This window comes from Kriegella aquimaris (genome assembly GCF_900103215.1).
Classification (GTDB): Bacteria; Bacteroidota; Bacteroidia; order Flavobacteriales; family Flavobacteriaceae; genus Kriegella; species Kriegella aquimaris.
Window position 1 is genome coordinate 336,853 of record NZ_FNGV01000003.1, and the last position, 25,184, is coordinate 362,036.

The window sequence follows — 25,184 nt, forward strand, 5'->3', positions numbered from 1 at the left end:
CCCCGAATAATTCCGATAAGAGTTTTAAGCAAACAAAATCCTTGGGATTAGTATTGTAAATTTCTTAGCATTTTAAACCTAACAATCTAAAATACGATAGAATCAATGAACAAGCATATTAAAAAAGTAGCGGTAATAGGTTCCGGTATCATGGGCAGCGGCATAGCCTGTCACTTTGCCAATATTGGAGTTGAAGTGTTGCTATTGGATATTGTGCCCAGAGAACTCAACGACAAAGAAATAGCAAAGGGGCTTACACTCGAAGACAAAGCGGTACGTAACCGCTTGGTAAATGATTCGTTGGCAATGGCATTAAAATCAAAGCCCTCCCCTATTTATCATCAGAAATTCGCCAATCGTATTACTACGGGAAACTTGGAAGACGATATTTCGAAAATCGCAGAGGTAGATTGGATCATTGAAGTTGTTGTAGAGCGGTTAGACATTAAGAAAAAGGTTTTTGAGAATCTTGAGAAGTATCGTACCAAAGGAACTTTGATTACGTCAAACACCTCAGGTATTCCCATAAAGTTTATGTCGGAGGGAAGAAGCGAAGATTTTCAAAAGCATTTTTGCGGTACCCATTTTTTCAACCCGGCCCGTTATTTAAAATTGTTTGAAATCATACCAGGACCAAAAACAGCTCCTGAAGTCTTGGATTTTCTGAATGGTTACGGAGAGCAGTTTTTGGGAAAGACATCGGTTGTCGCCAAAGACACCCCCGCTTTCATAGGAAATCGTATAGGTATTTTCAGTATTCAGAGCCTTTTCCATATGGTGAAAGACTTGAACATGACGGTCGAGGAAGTCGATAAGTTGACAGGTCCGGTTATCGGTCGACCAAAATCGGCTACTTTCAGAACGGTAGACGTGGTGGGCTTAGACACTTTAGTACATGTAGCCAATGGTATCTACGAAAATTGCAAGGACGATGAACGTATTGAATTGTTTAAACTTCCCAGTTTTATCGATACCATGATGGACAATAAGTGGTTGGGGAGCAAAACAGGACAAGGGTTTTATAAAAAGTCAAAAGATAAGGACGGTAAGACAGAAATTTTGACTTTAGATTTGGACACTATGGACTATCGTTCCAAGAAAAGTGCCAAATTTGATACGTTAGAACTTACCAAGACCGTTGACAAAGTTATTGATCGTTTTACCGTACTTGTAAATGGTAAAGACAAGGCAGGTGAATTTTACCGAAAGAGTTTCGGGCAATTATTCGCATATGTATCACACAGAATTCCTGAAATTACCGACGAGCTTTACAAAATCGACGATGCCATGAAAGCTGGCTTTGGATGGGAGCATGGACCTTTTCAGATTTGGGATGCCATTGGACTGGAAAAAGGATTGGAACTCGTCAAAGCAGAAGGATTACAAGTAGCCGATTGGGTGAATGAAATGAAATCCGCTGGTACATCAACTTTTTATACCGTGAAAGATGGGGCGACGTTTTATTACGATATCCCGAAGAAATCCATGGAAAAAGTTCCTGGACAGGATGCCTTCATTATTTTGGACAATATTAGAAAATCCAACGAAGTATTTAAGAACAAAGAAGTTGTGATTGAAGATTTGGGTGACGGTATATTGAATATCGAATTCCAATCAAAAATGAATACCATAGGTGCAGATGTATTGATCGGCCTAAACAAAGCCATTGACCTTGCCGAAAAAGATTTTCAAGGACTGGTCGTAGGCAACCAAGGAGCCAACTTTTCGGTGGGCGCCAATATCGGCATGATATTTATGATGGCCGTGGAACAAGAGTATGATGAACTCAATCATTCCATTAAAATGTTTCAAGACACTATGATGCGAATGCGCTATTCGGCAATCCCTACCATATCTGCCCCCCATGGCATGTGCTTAGGAGGTGGTTGTGAGCTGTCATTGCACGCTGACAAAGTGGTCGCAGCTGCTGAAACCTATATCGGACTAGTTGAATTTGGGGTTGGTGTAATCCCTGGTGGTGGCGGTTCCAAAGAATTTGCCGTTAGGGCTCAAGACACGTTCAAAAAGAACGATGTCGAACTTAATGTTCTTCAAGAGTATTTCTTGACCATCGGAATGGCAAAAGTATCTACTTCGGCTCACGAGGCTTATGATTTAGGAATCCTACAACACGGCAAAGATATTGTCGTCATCAATAAAGACCGACAAATAGCGACCGCAAAGGCCCATGCCAAATTGATGGCAGAAGCGGGTTATACCCAACCCCCTAAGCGTAAAGACATTAAGGTCTTGGGGAAACAGGCGCTGGGTATGTTCTTAGTAGGAACAGATGCAATGGAAGCTAGCCACTACATTAGTGAACACGATAAGAAAATAGCCAATAAACTAGCTTACGTCATGGCCGGTGGAGATTTATCGGAACCCACTTTAGTCAATGAGCAATATTTACTGGACTTGGAACGTGAGGCTTTTTTATCACTCTGTACCGAAAGAAAAACATTGGAGCGTATTCAACATATGTTAAAAACAGGTAAACCGCTAAGAAATTAAAAACATGAAAACTGCATATATAGTTAAAGCATATCGAACGGCCGTAGGAAAAGCACCTAAAGGTGTATTCCGTTTTAAACGCACCGATGAACTCGCAGCGGAGACCATCGATTATATGATGAAAGAGCTGCCCGATTTCGACAAAAAACGAATCGATGATGTTATCGTGGGTAATGCCATGCCCGAAGGAGCGCAAGGCCTGAACATGGCTCGACTTATTTCATTAATGGGATTGGACATTGTTGATGTCCCCGGGGTAACGGTCAATCGTTTTTGTTCTTCAGGAATTGAAACTATTGGTATCGCAACAGCAAAAATTCAGTCCGGAATGGCCGATTGTATCATCGCTGGAGGAGCAGAAAGTATGAGTGCGGTTCCTATGACAGGTTACAAAACGGAATTGAATTATGATTTGGCGCATGAAGGCCATGAAGATTATTACTGGGGAATGGGCAATACTGCCGAAGCCGTAGCCAACGAATTTAACGTATCACGTGAAGATCAAGACGAGTTTGCTTACAACTCACACATGAAAGCCCTAAAAGCACAAGCTGAAGACCGTTTTCAAGACCAAATTGTACCTATTGAGGTAGAACAAACCTATGTCGATGAAAATGGAAAAAGGGCTACAAGAAACTACACAGTGACCAAAGACGAAGGACCAAGAAAAGGGACCTCGATTGAAGTATTGAACAAGTTGAGACCCGTGTTCGCGGCCGGAGGGAGTGTTACTGCAGGTAATTCGTCACAAATGAGCGATGGTGCAGCATTTGTGATGGTTATGAGCGAAGATATGGTCAAAGAACTAAAACTGGAGCCAATTGCGCGATTGGTCAATTATGCGGCTGCAGGGGTGCCTCCAAGAATTATGGGGATTGGACCGGTAAAAGCTGTTCCGAAGGTATTAAAGCAAGCGGGCTTAAACCAAGATGATGTCGAGTTGATTGAACTGAACGAGGCTTTCGCATCGCAGTCTATTGCCGTAATTCGTGAGTTGAAACTAAACCCAGATATTGTAAATGTAAATGGTGGGGCCATTGCTTTAGGGCATCCATTGGGTTGCACTGGTGCTAAACTATCCGTTCAGCTTTTTGATGAAATGCGGAAACGAAACATGCAAGGAAAATACGGTATGGTCACTATGTGCGTTGGTACAGGGCAAGGAGCCGCTGGTATCTATGAATTTTTGAATTAGAATAATAAATTATCAACATGAGTACAGAAACTACGAATAAGGATATTCTGCGCGGAGGGCAGTTCCTTGTAAAAGAGACCAAATGTGAAGACATTTTTACTTTGGAAGACCTATCCGAAGAGCAAAAAATGATGCGTGACAGTACCAAAGAATTCGTAGACCGTGAACTTTGGGCACATTGGGAGCGCTTTGAGAAGAAAGACTACGCCTATACGGAAGAGTGTATGAGTAAGGCAGGTGAACTCGGTCTATTGAGTGTCGCCGTACCCGAGTCTTATGGCGGTATGGGAATGGGTTTTGTTTCTACGATGTTGGTCTGTGATTATATATCTGGAGCCACGGGCTCTTTTAGTACGGCTTTTGGTGCACATACAGGAATCGGCACCATGCCGATAACATTGTACGGAAATGAAAAGCAAAAGCAAAAATATGTCCCCAAACTCGCCATGGGCGAATGGTTTGGTGCCTATTGTTTGACAGAGCCAGGTGCTGGTTCCGATGCCAATTCGGGCAAAACCAAGGCCGTATTATCGGAAGATGGCAAATATTATAGCATTACCGGTCAAAAGATGTGGATTTCAAATGCGGGATTCTGCAATATGTTTATCGTCTTTGCCAGAATAGAAGACGATAAGTACATTACTGGATTTATTGTAGAAAACGATTCGGAAAACGGAATTACATTTGGCGAGGAAGAAAAGAAATTGGGTATACACTCCTCCTCTACTCGGCAGGTGTTTTTTAATGACACCAAAGTTCCGGTCGAAAATATGCTTTCAGAAAGAGGCAATGGTTTCAAAATCGCGATGAACGCTCTAAACATTGGCCGTATAAAGTTAGCTGCAGCCTGTTTGGAAGCGCAACGAAGGGTAATCAATGAGGCGGTAAACTATGCCAATGAACGCATACAGTTTAAAACGCCGATTATCAATTTTGGGGCGGTAAAGTCTAAAATTGCTCAAATGGCCACCAATGCATATGCTGGTGAATCTGCATGTTATCGTGCTGCAAAAAATATAGAAGATAGGATTGCGATTCGCGAAGCAGAGGGAAATTCACATCAAGAAGCAGAATTAAAAGGTGTTGAAGAATATGCCATAGAATGCTCTATTTTAAAAGTTGCCGTATCCGAAGACGCACAAAGCACAACGGATGAAGGCATTCAGATTTTTGGTGGTATGGGATTCAGTGCCGACGCACCCATGGAGAAAGCATGGCGAGATGCACGAATTGCACGAATTTATGAAGGTACCAATGAAATCAACCGTATGTTGGCAGTGGGCATGCTGGTCAAAAAGGCCATGAAAGGACATGTCGACTTATTAGGACCCGCTACCGCCGTAGGTGAGGAGTTGATGGGAATACCATCTTTCGACACTCCCGATTTTTCTGAACTTTTTGCTGAAGAAAAGGATCTTATTTCGCGATTGAAAAAGGTATTCTTAATGGTGGCCGGTAGTGCCGTTCAGAAGTATGGACCCGAACTCGAGCAACACCAACAGCTGATGTTGGCCGCAGCCGACATTCTAATCGAAGTCTATATGGCCGAATCGACCGTTCTAAGAACCGAAAAAAATGCGAAGCGTTTTGGAGAAGAATCGCAAGCCGTTCAAATCGCCATGTCGAAACTTTACCTATACGATGCGGTCGATACCGTTATACAAAAAGGAAAAGAGGCGATTATCTCTTTTGCAGAAGGAGATGAGCAACGTATGATGTTAATGGGTCTGAAACGATTTACAAAATACACGAACAACCCAAATGTGGTGAAGCTACGCGAAGAAATTGCGGATAAGGTTGCTTCAGATAATAAGTACACATTCGATTAATTAAAGAATGTCTAACTCAGAGTAACTATTCTGTCTCGACAGAAAAAAACCGCCCTTACATTGGGCGGTTTTTATTTATATGCATATTATATTGATCAAAAATTGTATGGCCCCATCCACATTTGAAAAGATGGGTTTATCCTCTCCTCTCTTCGTTCGAACCAATCCCTATCGCAATGATTCCAATATCGTCTCTTCGCTATTCTTTTTAGAAAAATTAATGGCACATTCGATCAAGGCCAAATGTGAATAGGCTTGAGGAAAATTCCCTAAAAGTCTTTTGGTCTTAAAATCGATATCTTCACTAAAGAGGCCTAAATGATTACTGTAGCTTAAAAGTTTATCAAAATGGGCCATTGCCTTTTCTTCCTCTCCTATCTTGAAAAGACTGTTGATGAACCAGAAGGTGCAAATTGTAAAAGAAGAAGAGGGCAAACCGAAATCATCTTCGTTCTTATAACGGTAAAGAAGTCCGTCATTGCTCAATTCCCGTTCTATCGCCTTTACAGTACCAACGAACTTAGGATCCTTAGCAGGTATAAAGCCATAAGATTGCATTAAAAGTACCGAGGCATCCAGATGTGACGAGCCGTAAGACTGCACAAAAGCATTGACCTCTGGGTTCCATGCATTGTCATGAATATCCGCTTTTATCTCTTGCTCAAGTTTGGTCCATTTTTCAAGTTTATGGGTTTTCTTAAAAATTCGTGCCACCTTAATAGCCCTATCCAATGCCACCCAGCATAATACCTTCGAAAAAGTAAAGTGGCGGTCTTCGGTACGAAACTCCCAAATACCCTTATCTGCTTCTTTCCAATGCTTTGATACAATCCAAACAATACCTTTGGTAATCGTCCATAATTCTTCGCCATTTTCAATATCGGTACTGAACTTCATCAACTGTTCGTAGATTACATCCATTAAAATACCGTAAATATCGTTCTGTTTTTGGGCATAGGCCGCATTACCTACACGCACCGGTTTCGAGCCTTTATAACCGCTTAAATGCGCTAGTGTCTCTTCGGTCAGTTTTTTCTCCTTATTGATCCCATACATGATTTGCAGCTTTTCATCTTTATCGGGAACAAGGTCGATAATAAATTGCAAGTAGCGTCTGGCCACATTTTTATGGCCAAGTTCCGATATGACCTTGACCACCATTGACGCATCACGTATCCAACAGAAACGATAGTCCCAATTTCGTACTTCCCCAATGGTTTCGGGCAATGAAGTCGTAGGGGCGGCCAATACAGCGCCTGTTTTGTCGTAACTCAACAGTTTCAGCGTAATTGCGCTTCGCCTTATTTCGGCATTATATTTTCGATAGGCAGGCGTTTTATTGCTCCAATTGAGCCAATATACCTTGGTACGCTCCATTTCAAGGTATATTTTTTTGGTCGAAGGCAAAAATATCTTTTCGTTATAACCAAGCAGGAAATAGCCATCGTCATCCAGCTCGATTTCACGTCCTTCCATAACGGCATTCTTGTTAAAAGAGGTATATAGAAAAATCGTGTCGAATTTTTCCGCTTGGGTCAGGCTCGCTACGAAATTATGTTTGATATAGGAGTTTGTTTCTCCTAAGGCATATTCCAACTTCGGATTATAAAGAATACGAAACTTGGGCTTGCCCGAAATATACTTCACATATCTAATAATCTCCGGTGGGGAATGATGACCACCTATCTCTTTGTGGTAACGCGGCATGAAATCACAAATTTCAAAAGTATTCTCGCCATCGGAGAACTTCGTAATCAATAGTGCGGTATTCTTTTTATAGCGTTGGGTAATCGAATAAGAATCATCAACGAGAATTTCAAAACTTCCACCAATCTCTTCGTCCAATAACTTGGCAAAAACAGAGGACGAATCGAATTCGGGCAAACAGCACCATTCAATCCCACCAGTTTTTGAAATTAATGCCGCACTTCTACAATTCCCTATAATACCGTAGTCTAAATTATCCATTTAATAAAAATCTTAACGCAATTACTTTTACAATTGTTTTTACCCTTTGTTTTAACGAAATTTAGAGAAATAATATTCAAAACCAAGTAAAATCTACTATTTATGGGCAAAACTATCATAATCTCAAATAGACTCCCCGTTCAATTACAAATTAGCAATGGCAGCATCACCGCAGTGCCAAGTGTTGGCGGGTTGGCGACCGGGATGAAATCGGTTCATTCAGGAAGTGATAGTGTGTGGATCGGGTGGAGCGGACTTACCGACGAGGAGATTCCCGAAGAATTGGTTCCAAAAATTGATAAGGCCCTTGCGGAACATGGTTCTTCTAAAGTAAATTTGACTAAAGAAGAAGTTGAAGGCTTCTATTTTGGTTTTAGTAATCGAACCATTTGGCCGCTTTTTCATTATTTCTTGGAGTACTCCGAGTTTGAACTGGATAGCTGGACCACCTACAAGGCAGTAAACCAGAAATTTGCCGATGCCATTTTGGAAAAGGCCGAAGATGATGATATTATTTGGGTACATGACTATCAATTGATGCTAGTACCCCAAATGGTTCGGGAAAAACGCCCTAATATTTCGATAGGCTTCTTTTTGCACATACCTTTTCCTTCTTTTGAAATTTTTCGAACCTTGCCCTGGCGTGAAGAAATTCTCAGGGGATTATTGGGTTCAGACCTTATCGGTTTCCACATCTATGATTATGAACGACACTTTCTAAGTTCAGTTCGAAGGCTTTTGGGCCTTGAAGTGAGTTTTAACGAAATCTATCTCGATAATAGGGTCATCAAGGTCGATTCTTTCCCCATGGGTATTGATTATAAAAAATTCAGCGATGCCGCAAAAGAGCACTCCCAAAAGCCTGCCTCACAGCAATCTGAACTACAACAACGTCTGAACACCCATAAACAATCCGATCCCGAAGCAAAGTTTTTTTTATCGATAGACCGGTTAGATTATTCTAAAGGAATCGCAAAAAGATTGTATGCCTTTGAATATTTTTTAAATAAGTACCCGCAGTACAAAGAAAAGGTCAGACTGATTATTTTGGCCGTTCCCTCACGTTCCAATGTACCACAGTATCAATTATTGAAAAGAGAAATCGACGAACTGGTAGGGCGTATCAACGGTGAATTTTCTACGGTAAGCTGGACACCCATTTGGTATTTCTACCGATCCATGCCGTTCGACAACCTCATTGATCTCTATACCTCGAGCGATATCGCTTGGCTTACCCCTTTACGCGATGGTATGAACCTCGTCGCCAAAGAATACATTGCCACCCGTACAGATAAGACCGGAGTACTTATTTTAAGTGAAATGGCCGGATCTGCAAATGAAATGAACGAGGCACTTTTAATAAACCCGAACAACTTCGAACAAATCGCCGATGCATTATACGAAGCCATTAATATGCCCAAGGAAGAACAACAAGCAAGAAACGAGCTTCTGCAAAATCGGCTCGAGCGATACAATGTGGAAAAATGGGCCAATAGTTTTATGACTTCGTTGAAAGCACAAAAGGAAAGGGATGCTGAGAATATCTCAAAAAGATTGACGGACAACCGATTGAATTCCATTTTAGAAGATTATTCAAAAGCCAAGAAAAGACTATTGTTTCTTGACTATGATGGCACCTTGGCAGGGTTTCACAACGACCCCCAGAAAGCGAGTCCCGATGAAGAACTTTATAAATTGCTAGATATTTTAAGTAATCAACCGAACACGGATGCTTATTTGATCAGTGGCCGTGATAAGGAAACCTTTTCCAAATGGTTTCTCCCGAAAAAATATAATATGATCGTGGAACACGGCGTATGGATTTCACAAGGTGGGGAAGACTTCCACCTGTTAGAGAATGTAAAAAACGACTGGATGGTAAAAATACGTCCCGTATTGGAATCTTTTGTTGACCGTACCCCAGGAAGCTTTATCGAAGAAAAAAATTACTCGCTTGCCTGGCATTACCGAAAAACAGATCCCGATTTCGGAAGTCTGAGGGCCACAGAGCTATCGGAAGTATTGACCAGTTTGATAGGTACCGATGATCTTAGTGTGCTCAACGGAAATAAGGTAATGGAGGTTAAAAGTAGCAATGTCAACAAAGGTCGCGCTTCGGTGCGCGTTCTTGGCGAAGGTGATTATGATTTCGTTTTTGCGATTGGCGATGATTGGACGGATGAATTCATGTTTCAAGAACTACCTGAAAGTACGGTGACGGTGAAGGTCGGCAGACAAAAAACCTCTGCTAAATATTATGTCGAGAATACTGAGAAAGTTCGAGAGCTTTTAGACCGTTTTGCAAAGCTGAAATAAAATAATACGGTTACGGGCATGTGTCCTCAAGATAGATATATAGTTACAATGATCATTTAAACACTCGAGGAATCTTGAATTGAAACGAAGACCCCATATTCTGCCCATTATTATCATATCTCAATTTGCATGTACCTCTTTATGGTTTGCGGGCAATGCGATAGTAGACGAACTTGCTATAAAAACAGGATTGGGTGCCGAAATCGTAGGCCATGTACTATCGTCGGTTAATTTTGGGTTTATAATTGGCACCTTGGTTTTCGCACTTTTGATGATTGCCGACCGCTATTCCCCGTCGCGCGTCTTTATGGTCTGTGCATTGCTGGCATCTGTCTGCAACCTTTTACTTTTAGCTAATAATGTTACGACCTCGCTTTTAGTGGTGGGCCGATTTGGCACCGGTTTTTTCTTAGCTGGAATTTATCCCGTAGGAATGAAAATTGCGGCAGATTATTACAAATCGGGCCTTGGAAAAGCTTTGGGCTTCCTCGTAGGGGCACTGGTTTTTGGCACGGCTTTCCCGTATTTGATGGGCGGTACCACATGGGGCAATGATTATACGCTCATTATCAAAGCTACCTCCGGACTTGCTCTATTTGGCGGACTTTTACTTTGGATATTGGTACCCAACGGTCCATTCAGAAAACCCGCCACACAACTGCAACTGAAGGCGGGGCCGGCACTTTTTAAAATTGTAGGATTCCGAAAGGCAGCGCTCGGCTATTTTGGTCATATGTGGGAATTGTACGCCTTTTGGGCCTTTACGCCCTTAGCCGTTCAAACATTCAATATTCTCAACGAGGCTTCACTGTCCGTCCCTTTATGGACAGGCATTACCATAGCATTGGGTGGACTCTCTTGTGTTCTGGGCGGCTTACTATCCGAGCGACTAGGAAGTTATAAAGTCGCAACCAGCGCATTGCTCGTTTCGGGTTTATTTTGTTTGCTATCTCCCCTATTGTTTCAACTCCCTCCGTATGTTTTTCTCGTTGGATGGTGTTTATGGGGAATGGCCGTAACCGCCGATTCGCCTCAATTTTCCAACTTGGTAGCTTCTGCGGTGCCTCCTGAACTAAAAGGTACGGGGTTGACCTTGGTCAACTGTATCGGGTTTGCCATAAGTATTGTTAGTATTCAACTAGTATCCTTTAGTGCAGAAAAAATCAATCCGAGTTGTATCTTTTTGATTTTAACATTGGGACCAGCATTGGGGGTTGCCAATCTATTGAAGAAAAACAACTAGCTTTATTTATGATATTTGGCAGTACTAAACCACTTCGGAAAATGAAAAAATTGACTACCCTCTTTGCCATTCTTATAGCCACTACAATTTGGTCTCAAACCGATTCTCGTATCTATGACATTATCGACGCTGTTTCGGAAGAACGTATTAAAGAAGATGTGACCAAACTAGCGAACTTTGGCACCCGCCATACGCTAAGCGATACAATTTCGCAAACTCGGGGCATTGGTGCCGCACGGAGGTGGATAAAGTCCGAATTTGAAAATATAGCTACTACTTGTAATAATTGTTTGGAAGTTTTCTATCAAAAGAATTTTATAAAAAAGGGCGATAGTGACCGCATCGTAAAAGATGTCGAAATCGTCAATGTGGTCGCTATTCAACGCGGTACAACCTACCCCAATCGCTTTATTATTATGAGCGGGGATATCGACTCACGTGTCAGCGACGCCAACAATTTTACTTCCGATTCGCCCGGAGCCAATGACAACGCCAGTGGAATGGCCGGAACCATCGAAGCCGCAAGGGTACTCTCAAAATACCAATTCGAAAACAGTATCATCTACGTCGGACTATCGGGTGAGGAACAAGGCCTTTATGGCGGTCAAGGGTTGGCAACCTACGCCAAAGAAAAAGGTTGGGATATTATCGGCATTTTCAATAACGACATGATCGGGAATATTTCGGGGGTCGACGGCATCGTCAGTAATGTCGATTTTCGAATCTTTTCAGAACCAGTTCCCCCGACCGAAACCGATAAAGAACGGATGGCCAGACGATTTTATGGCGGCGAGGTCGATGGTATTTCCCGTCAACTCGCCCGCTATGTGCATAAAAACACTCAAACTTACATGCCAGAAATGAACCCCATGCTAATATATCGGTTGGATCGCTTCGGTCGTGGCGGACACCATCGGCCTTTCAACGATGCCGGTTTTGCAGGAATTCGAATCATGGAAGCCCACGAAAATTATACCCAGCAACACCAAGACATTCGTTTTGAAAACGGAATCAATTACGGTGATGTGCTCGAACATGTGAATTTTGCATATGCCAAAAAACTGACTGCGGTCAACGCCATTAATTTGGCATCCCTTGCTTGGGCACCACCAGCCCCAAGAGAAGTAAAAATTGGCGGTATCGTAGCACCTGCAGCCAAAATGCAATGGAGCAAAGTCCACGGTGCCGTTGGCTATAAAATATACTGGCGTGATACGACGGCACCGACTTGGGACCATAGTCGATATGTTGGTGATGTCTCCGAACACACCCTGACTGGCGTGGTTATTGATAATTTCTTTTTTGGAGTAGCCTCCGTCGGAAAAGACGGATTTGAAAGTCCGGTGGTCTTTCCCAATGGAATTTTTCGGTAAATCCTGATAAAAAAATTCCAAATTCCAATTATTCTTTGGAATTTGGTCCTTATATAAAAGATAGATTGCGCTTTTGAAATTGAATGATATGAAAAGGAAAGTATTCGTTGCCTGTATAATGACCGTTGGACTCTCTATAACCTCCTTTGGTCAAACTTTTACCGAACAAGATACCTTACGGGGTAGTATTACCCCAGAACGTGCCTGGTGGGACCTTAATTACTATCACCTCGATATAGAAGTAAAACCCGACGAAAAGTTTATTTCAGGCAGCAATACCATTCGGTATAAGGTTTTAGAGGAAAACAAAGTACTTCAAGTCGATTTGCAACCTCCGCTAAACATTGAAAAGGTTACTCAAGATGGAAAGACGTTAAAAGTACGGTCTAACGGAAATGCCCATTTTATACAACTGGAAAAACCCCAGCAAAAAGGAGCATTCAACGAAGTGGTCGTACACTATTCCGGTCACCCCAAAGAAGCGGTACGGGCCCCTTGGGATGGTGGATTTTCATGGAAAGAAGACAGTACCGGCAAACCTTTTGTCGCCACCTCTTGTCAAGGCTTGGGCGCCAGTGTATGGTGGCCCAACAAAGATCATATGTACGACGAAGTCGATAGCATGGCCATTAGTGTGACCGTGCCCAAAAACCTTATGGATGTCTCTAACGGAAGACTCAGAAGCATAGAAGAAAACAACGATACCAAAACCTACCATTGGTTTGTGGCAAACCCGATCAACAATTACGGAGTCAACGTAAATATTGCGAACTATGCCCATTTCGATGAACTATATCAAGGGGAAGCCGGCCCTTTGACGATGGACTATTATGTGCTTCCCCAAAATTTCGATAAGGCTCATAAGCAGTTTCTAGATGCCAAAAAAATGATGAAGGCTTTTGAACATTGGTTTGGCCCCTACCCTTTTTATAAAGACGGGTATAAATTGGTAGAAGTGCCTTATTTGGGTATGGAACACCAGAGTTCGATAACCTATGGCAACCAATATAAAAACGGTTATTTGGGCAGAGATCTTTCGGGTACCGGTTGGGGCCTAAAATTTGATTTTATCATCATACACGAGTCCGGGCATGAATGGTTTGCCAACAATATTACCTATAAAGACGTTGCCGACATGTGGATCCACGAGAGTTTTACGGCCTACTCGGAAAACCTATTCGTAGATTACTATTATGGAAAAGAGGCCGCGTCGGATTATGTTATCGGAACCCGAAAGAATATCGTTAACGACAAACCCATCATAGGAACATATAACGTAAATGCGGAAGGCTCTGGCGATATGTATTACAAAGGGGCGAATATGATACATACCCTACGACAGCTGGCCGATGATGACGAAAAATGGCGACAGACGTTACGCGGACTCAACAAAGAATTTTACCATCAAACCGTCACGACCGAGCAAATAGAAAATTACATCAGTGAACAATTAGGGCAAGACCTTTCCGTTTTCTTTGATCAATACCTACGCACGAATCAAATTCCTTTTTTAGAATATAAAATCGAGGGTAACTCGGTAAGCTACCGCTACACGGATGCTGTATCCGGTTTTGCTATTCCCATTCGGGTTTTTGTAGACGAAAAACCGCAATGGCTCAGCCCTACTTCGGAATGGAAAACCGAAAAATTGATAGGTGATTCATCGACCTTTACCGTCGATCGTAATTTTTATATCAAAACAAGGAAACTATAAGATTTCGTGTAAAACCTTAACGTGTTTTAAATCGCTTTCACCGGACACCCGATAGCCTTGGTAAAAGTAATTTCGGGCTTCTCCCCTTTTTGAAGTGCCTGTATGGCGTTTTCAAGATAATTGACCTTTGCATCGGCGGCAGATCGTGCGTTGTCGTCTATGGTACCGATATACTGTACTTTTCTATCTTGGTCTAGCAGAAAAACATGCGGCGTTCGTACGGCACCATATTTTGGGAATACCTCGTGTTTTTCATCCGCTAAATATACAAACGGAAACTTCTTTTCTTTGGCTCTTTTTTGCATGGCCTCAAGACTTTCCCTTTCATTACCTTCACTTACATTGGGGTTAATGGCAACCACAGCATACCCCTTTGGGGCATATTCATTATGAATTGCAATTAAGCGATCTTCATACATTTTGGCAAAAGGGCATTCATTACAAGTGAAGACTACAATGTACCCCTTGGCATCTTTAATATCCGACAACGAAAACATCGAACCGTCAACATTTTTAAGTTTAAAGTCCGTGGCAACTTCCTCAATTTTATAGCCTCCGATTTCATCTAAGGTTTTGGTTTGTTCTGGGTTGTGACCACCACCTCGAGGCCCTTTGCGTTCGCCATTTGGCGGTGGCCCTTTTCTGTCTTGGGCGTTTATAGTTGTAGTGGATAAAAAACCACATAACAGGAACAGTGCGACTAAAGCGATATTACTTTTTTTGATCATTTTTTTGGATGTATTGTATTATTGATTTCTTGTTTTAAATCTTCACTATTTTCAAAAGCACGCTCGTAAAAGGCGCGTTCTTTATTATTAAAAATTATGGTAAACGGAATTGCACCCGACCAATTGGGGTCAATTTTGTCTATCCAGCTATTGGCATCGGGATCATCTAATACGACCACGTTTGTAGTGATGCCTTTTTTCTTTAAAAAAGGTTTTAGTTTTGCTTCAATATCTTCGGGAAAATCGAGACTTACCAACAGCATTTCTACTTCTGGATGGTCTTTTTGATACTGTTCAAAAACGGGTAACTCTTTTACGCAAGGCGCGCACCACATGGCCCAAAAATTAATGATATGGGTTTTGTTGGTTTTCGTATATAACAAAGGTTCTAGAGATTCAAAGTCATAGATAGGAATCTCTGCCGTACTTAAGTTCTTCTGTGCTATAGCTGAATCGCTTTGATCTGTAAAACCCAGCAATAGAAAAGAAATCAGAAATACACTAATTTTATACATCAGCTATTTGCTATTATATTGTAGTGTTAAGACGAATGCTTTTGCAAAAGGTTTAATGGATAGACTGCTAATTTCAGGGAAAGTCACAGGAGCTTGCATCTTGCCCTTTATCATTGATTGTATTTTTTATATAAAAAAAGAAGATTATAGGGCTTGCCAGCAGACCATTACATTTATCGAGCTTGTTCGTAATTAATTGAAAAGCATAGAAAATTAGGATTTCATCTTTGGCCAGACACAAAAAAGCCTCTTAAAGTGGGGTATACGAATCAGTTTGGCATCTAATTAATGGCGTGCCTGGCGGTCACCTTTTGCCCGATGTTACTTTTGTATTTATTTGTATTTTTGGTCAATGGGCTTTTCAAAGGAAATAAAAGATGAACTTTTAGTTTTATGTGCAAGGCACTGTTGCGTTTGTAATAGACCTGTAAGACTTAAAATGGAAATACACCATATCCATCCAAAGGAGAAAGGTGGAGAAGATACTTTTGAAAACGCTATTCCATTATGTTTTGATTGTCATTGCGATGCTGGTCATTATAACCCTAAACATCCAAAGGGATTAAAATTTTCTCCTGAAGAGCTAAGAAAACATAAAACAAGATGGTTTCAGAAAGTTCAAGATAATAATATTCAACCACCAAAGGTTGAGTTGGTCAAGTTGAGTTTTCAGGATAGTGATTTTGATGGAGTTTTTAAACCAGTTTTTGTAAAAGAAGTGACGATTTATAATGACAGAAATTTACACAAAAGAACCTATGAGCTTTTGGGAAAAGATCCAATGGAATTCCTTATTGATTTTAAAAAGAAAAATGACCCTTTTAGTCCATATTCCATTCAATTTTTAAACAAAATCGAAACCTACGACGATTATATAGATTTTTTAAATGAAGATAAAATTGAACTTGATGATATAGAAAAAAATAAAGATTGTCAACCAATTGTTCATAGTGCACCAGGTTTAATTAACTTTAGTAGTAGAACAGAAATAAATCTAAGCAACTGTGTTTTGTCACTTAAATTGTCAAATATCGGTGACGAAGTTCTAGAGGACTATAAAGTTTATCTTACTTTTATTAATGCGTCTAGTATAGACTCTGTAAATAAAAAGCGTACTTTTTATGATTTACATGAATACAGTTATAATGTTTTGTTTGATAGAGATGGCAAAGGTGAATTTGAACCCAATTCCAATGTTTTGGTCCAAAAGGATTCAGTTCTTATTGATGATATTTGCTTTAGAGTAAAACCAGATACAAAAGAAGTAATTATTGATTGGCAATTTCTGGCACGAGGTTATTCAACAAATGGTTCTATAAAACTAAAAATCGAATCAGTAATTGAGGATGTTGAAAAAAATAAATTTGTAGAAAAACCAGAAGAAATGGATGAGAAAATCCGATTTCTACCTAAACTAGATTTCAATTAAGTAAATAGTGTAGACGTCTGACAATGATAATTGGAATTTAGAGTAACTGTTTTGTCTCCCCAAAATCCTGTGATTTTTACTTTTTTATCTTTCTCATTTTGATTGTTTCAAATGTTGCATAACTCTCAGCTATAGAAACCACATCTTTCAACATAGGTCCGACAGCTCTTTAGTTATCCAAGCGATATGTATCGTATTTCCCGATTAATTTTTTAGCCCCCAAAAGCATACCCGTTTGTGCACTTGTGCCCAAACGGGGCAACTTGCTTGCCCAATCGAAATCGGAACCGCTTTCGGCCATCGTCGGCTATACCTGAGACGATAAAATCAGCCTACCGCTATTTAAGTCGTAAATAACTATCGACTATTTGCCCTGCGGCTTGTCCTCATTTTTCTTTAGAACAATTGATTTTACCCCTGTCAGCGGCATGGTTCCTTCTTCCCCATTATCGGTATAGCTGGCCGTAAGCACCATTACATTGGCGTCTTTTGTTGGTTTGGGACGAATGGTTCCGGCAACGGGCAACGACTTCTCTTTGGCCGAATTGCTTGCCAATGACATGATATATTCGGTAATCTGTCGGGTTTCGTCTTTAGTAATATTCGGGTGTGCAGGCATCGTTACCTCGCCCCATACGCCGCTACCCCCATTGGCAATTTTCTTTTGCAGGTATGCTTTCGCCTTTCTATCCTTTTGATATTTGTTCGCTACATCGACATACTTGGGCCCAATGGACTTTTCATTTTCCTTATGGCAGGTCTTGCAATCCATTCCTTGGGTAAGCGCTTTGCCTGTAATCGCGGCCGAAACCTGTTGGTGCCCCAACGATTTGTTGACTTCGTCAAGACTTTCCATATAATCGACGGAGACAAAAATATTCTTTTGGTCTATCGCGCTGCCATCTGCATCGGTCACCGAAACCGCATACGCCACAGGAACATTTTCTTGAAAAAAGGAAGAATCCCCTCCTTTTAAATCAATTGCAACTTCAGGTCGTGAATTTCCGGCAACCACGGAAACAATCTCGCTTTTGGTCGTTGCCTTCTTAGCATCTTTGGCTTCTACCGAAATTTTATAATCGCCCGCTTCGGTGTACGAATAGGATACCTCGGGAGTCGATGTTTCCTTGGTCTCCCCGTTACCAAAGTCCCAGAGGTAGGTAATCGCATCATCCTCACGATCACGAGCCTCGACCTTGGCGGTAACATTCAACGGTAATTTACCCGCTGTATGGTCCACAATAATATTATCGATCAATGGAGGTCGATTTCCGGCGTTGTATTCGATATAGCTTAATGCGGAATCATCATTTTGTGAAAACCAACCGCTACCATATTCCAAAAGATAAACCGTACCATCGGGGCCCATTTCCATATCGATCAGGTTGTTTAGGTCGATATCGGATCCAAAAGGCTCCATTTTATTAAAAGTACCGTCTTCAAACAGGGTTACGGCCATCATCCAACCACGGATCCAATCGTAAATAATAACTTTTTCATTGTAATACGCGGGCAAAGTTCCGCCATTGGGGTACATATCGGAATAATACGTCGGACCGGCCATTGCATTTCTACCTCCTGTTTTCACTTGTGGGAAATCGGGGGTCTCAACGTATGGATAATACACATACGCCGGTTGCGCGGGTGGAAGTTCGGTAAGTCCCGTATTGTTTTTTGAATCGTTGATCGGATGTTCGGGGTCGAAGAAATCACCGGACTCTCCCGTCGCATAATCATAGTCACGGTACGCATAATTACCGCCTACGAACAACGGCCAACCAAAATTTCCGGCTTCCCGGGCCTGGTTCATTTCGTCATAGCCCCGAGTTCCACGGGTATCCCATTTATTCTCGCGTGCGTCAGGTCCGACATCGCCCCAATATACCCAACCTTTTTTAGGGTCAACGGAAATACGATACGGATTTCGGTGGCCCATCGTAAATATTTCAGGACGTGTTTTAGCGGTACCTTCGGGAAACAAATTGCCTTCGGGAATAGCATAACTTCCGTCTTCATTTACTTTTATGCGAAGAATTTTTCCTCTTAAATCATTCGTATTACCTGAAGATCGTCGTGCATCGTACTGCTCTTTACCAGGTAGATCATTCAGAGGTGCAAAGCCATTATTGACATATTTGGCTCCTTTTTCATTGAAAGGTGTTGAATTATCGCCAGTCGACAAATACAACATATTGTCGGGTCCGAAAGCTATGGAACCCCCTGTATGACAGCAAATTTCACGTTGACTGTCCACTTCTAAAATCACTTGCTCCGAAGCCAGATCGAAATTGTTATCGATAAATTTAAAACGGGACAAACGGTTTACCCATTTGTCACCTGTAGGAGCGTAATAGGCGTAAATCCAGTGATTATTCGCAAAATCGGGGTCTTTTTGAAGTCCCATCAATCCCTCCTCGGCATTCACGCCAGGTGTGTTCAGCGTTTTGTGATACACATCGAGCTTTGCAACTTCTTTCAATTCTTTGGTTGCAGCATCGTAATGCACTATTTCACCCCGTCTCTGGGAAACCAATATGTCGTTGTTGGGAAGCACCGCCATTTCGGTAGGCTCAAAAAATTCACCATTGACCAATACCTTTTTCGAAAAACGATCGACATCGGGTGGTATTTGAGTTATCGCCTTTTCATAGTTTAAGTTTTTATTTTCACCTATCGCATATTGAATACCGCCCAAAACATGCTTTAAGAAGTTTTCTTCGGTATAGCACTCATCGGTATGCCCGGCTGCCGTATAAAAAGCACGACCCCCATCATACTCATGGTACCAGCTCATCGGATGAAAATCACCATTCTTACCTCCTTCATAGGTCGATTCATCAACGGTCATCAAAATGTTGACATCCGGATTGATTTTTTTGAAGTTGTATAACTCATCTGTTCGGTGCCAGATAGAATCCGTAAAAAAGCTGGTCGCCGCAAAGTTTTTATCCTTAATCACAAAATCGGCTTCGGGCGTACCGGCAGGATGGCTCAAGAAATAGGCCCCGACCAATTTGTTGTACCAGCCCCAATCGTATTCGGTATCCGTTGCCGCATGAATACCTACAAAGCCACCTCCGGCCTGCATATACCGTTCAAAAGCGGCTTCCTGTTGCGCATCTAGTACATTGCCCGTCGTATTTAGAAATACGATAGCGGAATACTGCTTCAGGTTATCTTCGTTGAAAAGTTCGGCATTTTTTGTGGTGTCTACTTCAAATCCGTTCGCGGCACCTAGCTTTTGTAAAGCGGCCATTCCTTTCGGAATCGAAGCGTGTTTGAATCCCATGGTCTTTGAAAAAACCAACACTTTAGGCTTTCCCTCCCTTTTTGTCTTATCGGTGCAAGCAGCAGTAAATACAAGAGCAATAGCAGTAACTGTCAACAAAAAAATCTTCCTCATCAAAGTAAATATTTTATCTTTATTTAATCCTTAAAAATCCAAGCTTATAAATGTAAGCAATGTTTGTGCTATTGACCAAACATGAGCTTTAGATAAAATTTGTCGTGATGAACGAAATGCCCGTGCTCTATTTTAAAACCGATACCGAATGGCGTAATTGGCTGCACGAAAACCACAATAACCACAAGGGGGTATACTTGATATTTTACAAAGTAGATCATGAAAAAGACAGTATGCGCTGGGAAGAAGCCGTAAAGGTTGCACTATGTTATGGTTGGATCGACAGCACGGTCAAAAGTTTAGGAGACGGCAAACGGCGACAGTACTTCTGCCAGCGTAATACAAAAAGTGCTTGGAGCAAAGTAAACAAAACCCATATTGAAGAATTGATAGCCAACGATTTCATGCACGAAAGCGGTTTGGCCAAAATCGATGATGCCAAAAATGATGGGTCATGGGCAGCACTTGATGATGTCGAAAACGGTATTTTACCGACCGATTTGCAAGCGGCTTTCGATGCTAACCCAATTGCCTTTTCAAATTATCAAAACTTCAGCTGGAGCAATCAAAAAAGCTATTTGTATTGGTTGCACCAAGCCAAACGGGAAGCTACAAGAAAGAAACGCATTTCAGAAATTGTGAAGTGCTGTGCCGAGAATATAAAATCACGCAATTAAAACCATTATCATGAAAAACTATATTATTTGTTTGTCAATGCTAACGTTTTTAGCCTGTAACCAGAATAAAACTACGGTTAGTGACACGGCCACATTAATCACCAACGTTGCCATTATTGATGTAACGAACGGTGATATATTGAAAGACCACCAATTCGTTATCGACTCTGGAAAAATAAAGGAAATAACCCGACAGGTCGAAAATGCCGACAAGTTTTCAACTCAAATTGATGGGCAGGGCAAATATATAATTCCCGGTCTAGCCGAAATGCACGCCCATATTCCGCAGCCACCGACTTCGGCCCAACGCACCGAAGATGTTCTTTTTTTATACCTCTCGAACGGCATTACCACCATTAGAGGCATGCTTGGCGACCCTAACCATTTAGAGTTGCGCGAAAAAGCCAAAAACGGCGAAATTTTGAGTCCGCGAATTTTCACCTCCAGTCCTTCTCTAAACGGTAATTCGGTAACGACCCAAGAAGAAGCCATTGAAAAGGTGACGGCCTATCAAAAAGAAGGCTATGATTTTTTAAAAATACATCCCGGCATAAAACGAGAGGTCTTTGACCAAATTGTAAAAACGGCCAATGAAGTGGGCATTCCCTTTGCGGGCCACGTTCCCGTGGATGTCGGCATTCGCCATGCCCTTGAAAGCAAATATGCCTCTATCGACCATGTTGATGGATTTTTAGAGGGACTCGTACCCGAATCGGCAGCTGTAAAACCTACGGAAAACGGATTCTTTGGCTATAGCTTTACCTCCTTGGCAAACACCACAAAAATTGACGAATTGGTACAGCTGGCAAAAGACAACGAGGTTTGGATCGTGCCCACCCAAAGTCTGTTCGAGAGATGGTTTGCTCCCATTTCGGCCGACGATTTGCTAAAACAACCGGAAATGAAATACATGCCAGCAGCTACTTTAGAGGATTGGAAACGCCGCAAAAATCAGTCTACCGACGAAAAAAATGGGTTTGATAAAGATACGTGGCAAACATTCATTACCATTCGACAACAGTTGATAAAAGCGCTCCAAGCTAACGGACATGGTATGCTACTCGGCTCCGATGCCCCACAATTATTCAATGTTCCCGGTTTTTCGATACATCATGAAATTGCAGGTATGCAGCGTTCAGGACTCACACCTTTGGAAATTATTCAGTCAGGAACCCTAAATCCTGCTACGTATTTCGGTAAGGAGGATACCTTTGGCCAAATCAAAGAAGGAATGGCCGCCGATTTTATTTTGGTCAATGCCAATCCATTGGAAGATTTAAATGCCTTAAAACATATTTCAGGTGTCATGCTCGGCGGAAAATGGATAAGTAAGGAAACCATCGAAAAAAGACTGGCCTCCATAGCTAACACGAAATAAGCATTCGTTCGAAAATTCGTTTTTTAGGTTTTTGGTATATTTAGGCAAAATCTTAAAAAAATTGCTATGATTCGAAGCTTATTAGTCTTTATCCTTCTTTGTTCATCTTTTTATATTAGCGCCCAAGAAACGGGTGAAAATTCATTGGGTTCTTGGCATATGTATTTCGGAACCAACAAGGTATCCGACAATTGGAGCATACACACCGAAGCACAATTGCGCTATTATGAAAACGGAAAGAATTTTAACCAATTGCTGCTACGAACGGGGCTTAACTATCATATCAATTCAAATGCTATTGCAACGCTTGGGTATGGGCATATAACCACCGATGGAACCTTTGAAGAGTTTGCCGACGAAGAGAACAGTAAAGAGCATCGAATTTTTGAACAGTTCATTCTAAAAAATAAGGTAGGGGAATTTCTTTTCGAGCACCGGTACCGACTGGAGCAACGCTTTATCGATTTTGGCGATAGAACAGACACGCAGCATAGGGCGCGATACCGACTTCAGTTGACCCTACCCCTGACAGACATTTTCTTTTTAAATTTTTATGACGAAATTTTTCTAAACCTGCAAGACGACATATTCGGACAAAATCGATTGTATGGGGCTTTGGGAATCAACGTTACTAAGAACCTTAGTGCTCAGGTCGGTTATATGAAAAACCATTTCCCAAACGCAAATTTTGACCGTTTACAGATAGGAGTTGTATATAATCCCGACTTAAGAGCTATATTCAAAAAAGAATAAACATGAGCTTACAAAAAGTTACCTTTAAAAATAAAGAAGGCGAAACACTTGTCGGTCGGCTAGAGCTACCGGTTGATCAACACCCTCATAATTTTGTTTTGTTTGCCCATTGTTTTACCTGCAACAAAAACCTTTCGGCCATACGGAATATCGGAAAAGAGTTGACTTCCAATGGCTTTGGCGTTTTACGTTTCGATTTCACCGGTCTTGGCGAAAGCGAAGGCGATTTTGCGGACACCAATTTTTCAGGTAACGTAGAAGATCTCGTCGTTGCCGCTGATTATCTGGCGCAAAACTTCCGTGCCCCCACACTTTTAGTCGGACATTCATTAGGGGGAGCCGCTGTGATCTTCGCAGCCTCGGAAATACCATCCGTAAAGGCAGTAGCCACCATTGGAGCGCCCGCTACGCCCGCGCACGTTAGACATTTACTTAAAAGTAGTATTGATGAAATAGAGTCGAAGGGAAAAGCATCGATTAACCTAAGCGGACGTGATTTCACCATAAAAAAGCAGTTCTTAGATGATTTGGAAGCCAAACCCCTGCCCGAAACTGTAAAAAAATTGCGAAAGGCATTGTTAATAATGCATTCGCCTCAAGACGATATCGTCGGAATTAAAAATGCGGAAGAAATCTATGTTGCCGCCCACCATCCCAAAAGTTTTGTTTCGCTAGATGGGGCCGACCATCTTTTGATGAAAAAAGAAGATTCTATTTACGTAGGTAAAGTTATAGCAAATTGGGCACAACGGTACCTCGACATAGATTCCCCTAAAAAGGAACCGAACACCAAACATCAGGTTGTTGCAAGTCTCGATGCCGAAGACGGATTCACCACTCAAATGAAAGTTGGCGATCATTATATGCTGGCCGACGAACCCAGCGATGTTGGGGGTAACGAATTTGGGCCATCACCCTATGAATTTGTCTCTGCCGGTCTTTCTGCCTGTACAGCCATGACCATCCAAATGTATGCGAAACGGAAAGAATGGCAAATCGACAACGTTGAAGTACATACCTCTTATAGTAAAGAGCATGCTGAAGATTGTCTTGATTGTGAAAACCCGAATGCGAAAATAGACACTTTCAAAAGAGCCATAAAATTGACCTCTAATTTGGATGAAAAACAGATCAAGCGTATTTTGGAAATTGCCAATAAGTGTCCAGTTCACAAAACATTACATAGTGAAACGAGGGTCATCACTTCGCTCTTGAACGAATAGTGGCGTATTTCTAATGGAAGTGGAAGTAAAAGGTCTCTTAAAATTTTAGAATAATTCATTTTAAGCATTGTTCGAGGTGGCATTTTATATGTAACTTTATCCCTAAATTTTTAAAATAAAATATCATGAAAAAATTAGCTTTTGCATGTTTGGGTTTACTTTTATTTACCGGAGTAAGTTGTAAAGATGCAAAGAAGGGACAAGAGGGAGAAGCCACAGAGGTTCAGGCAGCATCCTCGGAAAAATTCAATTTGGTCAAAGATTCGACTAAAGTTAGTTTCACCGCCTACAAGACCACTGAAAAACTTCCTGTTGGTGGCAAGTTTACCACAATAAACATTACGGAATCCACTGAAGGCGGCACGGCAATGGAAGCCTTAAATGGCACCAAATTCAGTATTCCCGTTAGCAGTTTATTTACCAATGACGCAACTGGAACGAGGGATCCCAAAATTTTGGAGTTCTTCTTCGGAGTAATGAATGATACTGAACTCATTTCAGGTGTTTTCAAGGTTTCAGGAGATGACAAATACTCAATCGATGTTACGCTAAACGGACAGACGGGAAATATTCCTTTGGACCGAACGGTTATCGATGACAACAACTTTTCATTCGCCGGAGTAATGAACTTGGAGAATTGGGACGCCTTAGATGCCGTTGCCTCCATTAATAAGGCTTGTGAAGCGCTGCATACCGGTAAAGATGGTGTTAGCAAGACATGGAGTGAAGTTGCTGTAAAGGCAGATGTGCTTTTGGAAAAAAACTGATTCCCCTTATTTGCGATACCTTAGATACTTTCTTTCTCATTTAGAACCCGATTCATAGGTTTCCTGAGAAGTCTGTACATACTATAGGAAATAACTTTCAAGAAAGAAATCCCCGTTTTTGATTTATGTCGAAAACAGGGATTTTTCTATTCCTAACCATCA

The 25,184-nt window shown here is 41.5% G+C and carries 18 protein-coding genes; 13 read left to right on the forward strand and 5 right to left on the reverse strand.

Annotated elements, in window-relative coordinates:
* The first annotated feature begins 105 nt into the window (after positions 1-105).
* Genes BLS33_RS09285 through BLS33_RS09295 form a run of 3 tightly spaced genes read left to right on the forward strand, consistent with a single transcriptional unit; the run spans position 106 to position 5,535 of the window.
* Positions 106-2,511: a 3-hydroxyacyl-CoA dehydrogenase/enoyl-CoA hydratase family protein gene (locus BLS33_RS09285; RefSeq protein WP_089887775.1), complete on the forward strand. Its 2,406-nt coding sequence runs from the start codon at positions 106-108 to the stop codon at positions 2,509-2,511.
* A gap of 4 nt (positions 2,512-2,515) precedes the next feature.
* Positions 2,516-3,706 (forward strand): acetyl-CoA C-acyltransferase, encoded by a 1,191-nt coding sequence (locus tag BLS33_RS09290; RefSeq protein WP_089887778.1) that lies wholly within the window; start codon positions 2,516-2,518, stop codon positions 3,704-3,706.
* A gap of 17 nt (positions 3,707-3,723) precedes the next feature.
* Positions 3,724-5,535: an acyl-CoA dehydrogenase family protein gene (locus BLS33_RS09295; protein WP_089887780.1), complete on the forward strand. Its 1,812-nt coding sequence runs from the start codon at positions 3,724-3,726 to the stop codon at positions 5,533-5,535.
* A gap of 168 nt (positions 5,536-5,703) precedes the next feature.
* Here BLS33_RS09295 and BLS33_RS09300 read toward each other — a convergent pair whose 3' ends face one another.
* The gene (locus BLS33_RS09300; RefSeq protein ID WP_089887782.1) at positions 5,704-7,503 is read right to left on the reverse strand and encodes a glycoside hydrolase family 15 protein; all 1,800 of its coding nucleotides are present in this window, start codon (positions 7,501-7,503) and stop codon (positions 5,704-5,706) included.
* A 102-nt stretch (positions 7,504-7,605) separates the two neighbouring features.
* On the opposite strand from BLS33_RS09300, the gene BLS33_RS09305 reads away from it, so the two are divergent.
* From BLS33_RS09305 to BLS33_RS09320, 4 genes are all read left to right on the forward strand, one after another.
* Positions 7,606-9,819, forward strand: a complete 2,214-nt coding sequence (locus tag BLS33_RS09305; protein ID WP_089887784.1) for a bifunctional alpha,alpha-trehalose-phosphate synthase (UDP-forming)/trehalose-phosphatase — start codon at positions 7,606-7,608, stop codon at positions 9,817-9,819.
* A gap of 79 nt (positions 9,820-9,898) precedes the next feature.
* Positions 9,899-11,062, forward strand: coding sequence for an MFS transporter (locus BLS33_RS09310; protein WP_089887786.1), 1,164 nt, complete (start codon positions 9,899-9,901; stop codon positions 11,060-11,062).
* A gap of 41 nt (positions 11,063-11,103) precedes the next feature.
* Positions 11,104-12,435, forward strand: coding sequence for a M28 family peptidase (locus tag BLS33_RS09315; protein WP_089887788.1), 1,332 nt, complete (start codon positions 11,104-11,106; stop codon positions 12,433-12,435).
* Between the two features lie 88 nt (positions 12,436-12,523).
* Positions 12,524-14,149, forward strand: a complete 1,626-nt coding sequence (locus BLS33_RS09320; protein WP_089887791.1) for a M1 family metallopeptidase — start codon at positions 12,524-12,526, stop codon at positions 14,147-14,149.
* A gap of 26 nt (positions 14,150-14,175) precedes the next feature.
* On the opposite strand, the gene BLS33_RS09325 is transcribed toward BLS33_RS09320, so the two are convergent.
* Positions 14,176-14,877, reverse strand: coding sequence for a thioredoxin family protein (locus BLS33_RS09325; protein ID WP_089887794.1), 702 nt, complete (start codon positions 14,875-14,877; stop codon positions 14,176-14,178).
* Positions 14,874-15,392, reverse strand: coding sequence for a TlpA family protein disulfide reductase (locus BLS33_RS09330; RefSeq protein WP_089887796.1), 519 nt, complete (start codon positions 15,390-15,392; stop codon positions 14,874-14,876). The genes BLS33_RS09325 and BLS33_RS09330 overlap by 4 nt, the downstream gene beginning before the upstream one ends.
* A 352-nt stretch (positions 15,393-15,744) precedes the next feature.
* Between BLS33_RS09330 and BLS33_RS09335 the strand changes: the two genes are divergently transcribed.
* A complete protein-coding gene (locus BLS33_RS09335) occupies positions 15,745-16,821 on the forward strand; it encodes an HNH endonuclease (RefSeq protein ID WP_089887798.1) in 1,077 nt (358 codons plus the stop codon).
* Between the two features lie 169 nt (positions 16,822-16,990).
* On the opposite strand, the gene BLS33_RS25295 is transcribed toward BLS33_RS09335, so the two are convergent.
* Together BLS33_RS25295 and BLS33_RS09340 are read right to left on the reverse strand one after the other, a co-directional pair.
* Positions 16,991-17,122 (reverse strand): hypothetical protein, encoded by a 132-nt coding sequence (locus BLS33_RS25295; RefSeq protein WP_262495066.1) that lies wholly within the window; start codon positions 17,120-17,122, stop codon positions 16,991-16,993.
* Between the two features lie 63 nt (positions 17,123-17,185).
* Positions 17,186-20,224 carry a ThuA domain-containing protein gene (locus tag BLS33_RS09340; RefSeq protein ID WP_089887800.1) on the reverse strand — a complete coding sequence of 1,013 codons (3,039 nt, stop codon included), beginning with the start codon at positions 20,222-20,224 and terminating at the stop codon, positions 17,186-17,188.
* A gap of 107 nt (positions 20,225-20,331) precedes the next feature.
* Between BLS33_RS09340 and BLS33_RS09345 the strand changes: the two genes are divergently transcribed.
* The 5 genes from BLS33_RS09345 (at position 20,332) to BLS33_RS09365 (ending at position 25,022) form a co-directional block, all read left to right on the forward strand.
* Positions 20,332-20,901, forward strand: coding sequence for a YdeI/OmpD-associated family protein (locus BLS33_RS09345; RefSeq protein WP_089887802.1), 570 nt, complete (start codon positions 20,332-20,334; stop codon positions 20,899-20,901).
* A gap of 10 nt (positions 20,902-20,911) precedes the next feature.
* The gene (locus BLS33_RS09350) at positions 20,912-22,279 is read left to right on the forward strand and encodes an amidohydrolase family protein (protein WP_089887804.1); all 1,368 of its coding nucleotides are present in this window, start codon (positions 20,912-20,914) and stop codon (positions 22,277-22,279) included.
* A gap of 66 nt (positions 22,280-22,345) precedes the next feature.
* Positions 22,346-23,032 (forward strand): DUF2490 domain-containing protein, encoded by a 687-nt coding sequence (locus BLS33_RS09355; protein WP_089887807.1) that lies wholly within the window; start codon positions 22,346-22,348, stop codon positions 23,030-23,032.
* A 2-nt stretch (positions 23,033-23,034) separates the two neighbouring features.
* Positions 23,035-24,255 carry a bifunctional alpha/beta hydrolase/OsmC family protein gene (locus BLS33_RS09360; RefSeq protein ID WP_089887809.1) on the forward strand — a complete coding sequence of 407 codons (1,221 nt, stop codon included), beginning with the start codon at positions 23,035-23,037 and terminating at the stop codon, positions 24,253-24,255.
* A 125-nt stretch (positions 24,256-24,380) separates the two neighbouring features.
* Positions 24,381-25,022, forward strand: coding sequence for a hypothetical protein (locus tag BLS33_RS09365; protein ID WP_089887811.1), 642 nt, complete (start codon positions 24,381-24,383; stop codon positions 25,020-25,022).
* Positions 25,023-25,184 lie beyond the last annotated feature (162 nt).

Excerpts from the sequence above, each read along its gene's own strand:
- BLS33_RS09355 (WP_089887807.1), top strand. The coding sequence starts at position 22,346 with ATGATTCGAAGCTTATTAGTCTTTATCCTTCTTTGTTCATCTTTTTAT.
- BLS33_RS09360 (WP_089887809.1), top strand. The coding sequence starts at position 23,035 with ATGAGCTTACAAAAAGTTACCTTTAAAAATAAAGAAGGCGAAACACTT.
- BLS33_RS09285 (WP_089887775.1), top strand. The coding sequence starts at position 106 with ATGAACAAGCATATTAAAAAAGTAGCGGTAATAGGTTCCGGTATCATG.
- BLS33_RS09340 (WP_089887800.1), bottom strand. The coding sequence starts at position 20,224 with ATGAGGAAGATTTTTTTGTTGACAGTTACTGCTATTGCTCTTGTATTT.
- BLS33_RS09315 (WP_089887788.1), top strand. The coding sequence starts at position 11,104 with ATGAAAAAATTGACTACCCTCTTTGCCATTCTTATAGCCACTACAATT.
- BLS33_RS09295 (WP_089887780.1), top strand. The coding sequence starts at position 3,724 with ATGAGTACAGAAACTACGAATAAGGATATTCTGCGCGGAGGGCAGTTC.
- BLS33_RS25295 (WP_262495066.1), bottom strand. The coding sequence starts at position 17,122 with ATGGCCGAAAGCGGTTCCGATTTCGATTGGGCAAGCAAGTTGCCCCGT.
- BLS33_RS09300 (WP_089887782.1), bottom strand. The coding sequence starts at position 7,503 with ATGGATAATTTAGACTACGGTATTATAGGGAATTGTAGAAGTGCGGCA.
- BLS33_RS09305 (WP_089887784.1), top strand. The coding sequence starts at position 7,606 with ATGGGCAAAACTATCATAATCTCAAATAGACTCCCCGTTCAATTACAA.
- BLS33_RS09320 (WP_089887791.1), top strand. The coding sequence starts at position 12,524 with ATGAAAAGGAAAGTATTCGTTGCCTGTATAATGACCGTTGGACTCTCT.
- BLS33_RS09345 (WP_089887802.1), top strand. The coding sequence starts at position 20,332 with ATGAACGAAATGCCCGTGCTCTATTTTAAAACCGATACCGAATGGCGT.
- BLS33_RS09335 (WP_089887798.1), top strand. The coding sequence starts at position 15,745 with ATGGGCTTTTCAAAGGAAATAAAAGATGAACTTTTAGTTTTATGTGCA.
- BLS33_RS09330 (WP_089887796.1), bottom strand. The coding sequence starts at position 15,392 with ATGTATAAAATTAGTGTATTTCTGATTTCTTTTCTATTGCTGGGTTTT.
- BLS33_RS09350 (WP_089887804.1), top strand. The coding sequence starts at position 20,912 with ATGAAAAACTATATTATTTGTTTGTCAATGCTAACGTTTTTAGCCTGT.
- BLS33_RS09365 (WP_089887811.1), top strand. The coding sequence starts at position 24,381 with ATGAAAAAATTAGCTTTTGCATGTTTGGGTTTACTTTTATTTACCGGA.
- BLS33_RS09325 (WP_089887794.1), bottom strand. The coding sequence starts at position 14,877 with ATGATCAAAAAAAGTAATATCGCTTTAGTCGCACTGTTCCTGTTATGT.
- BLS33_RS09290 (WP_089887778.1), top strand. The coding sequence starts at position 2,516 with ATGAAAACTGCATATATAGTTAAAGCATATCGAACGGCCGTAGGAAAA.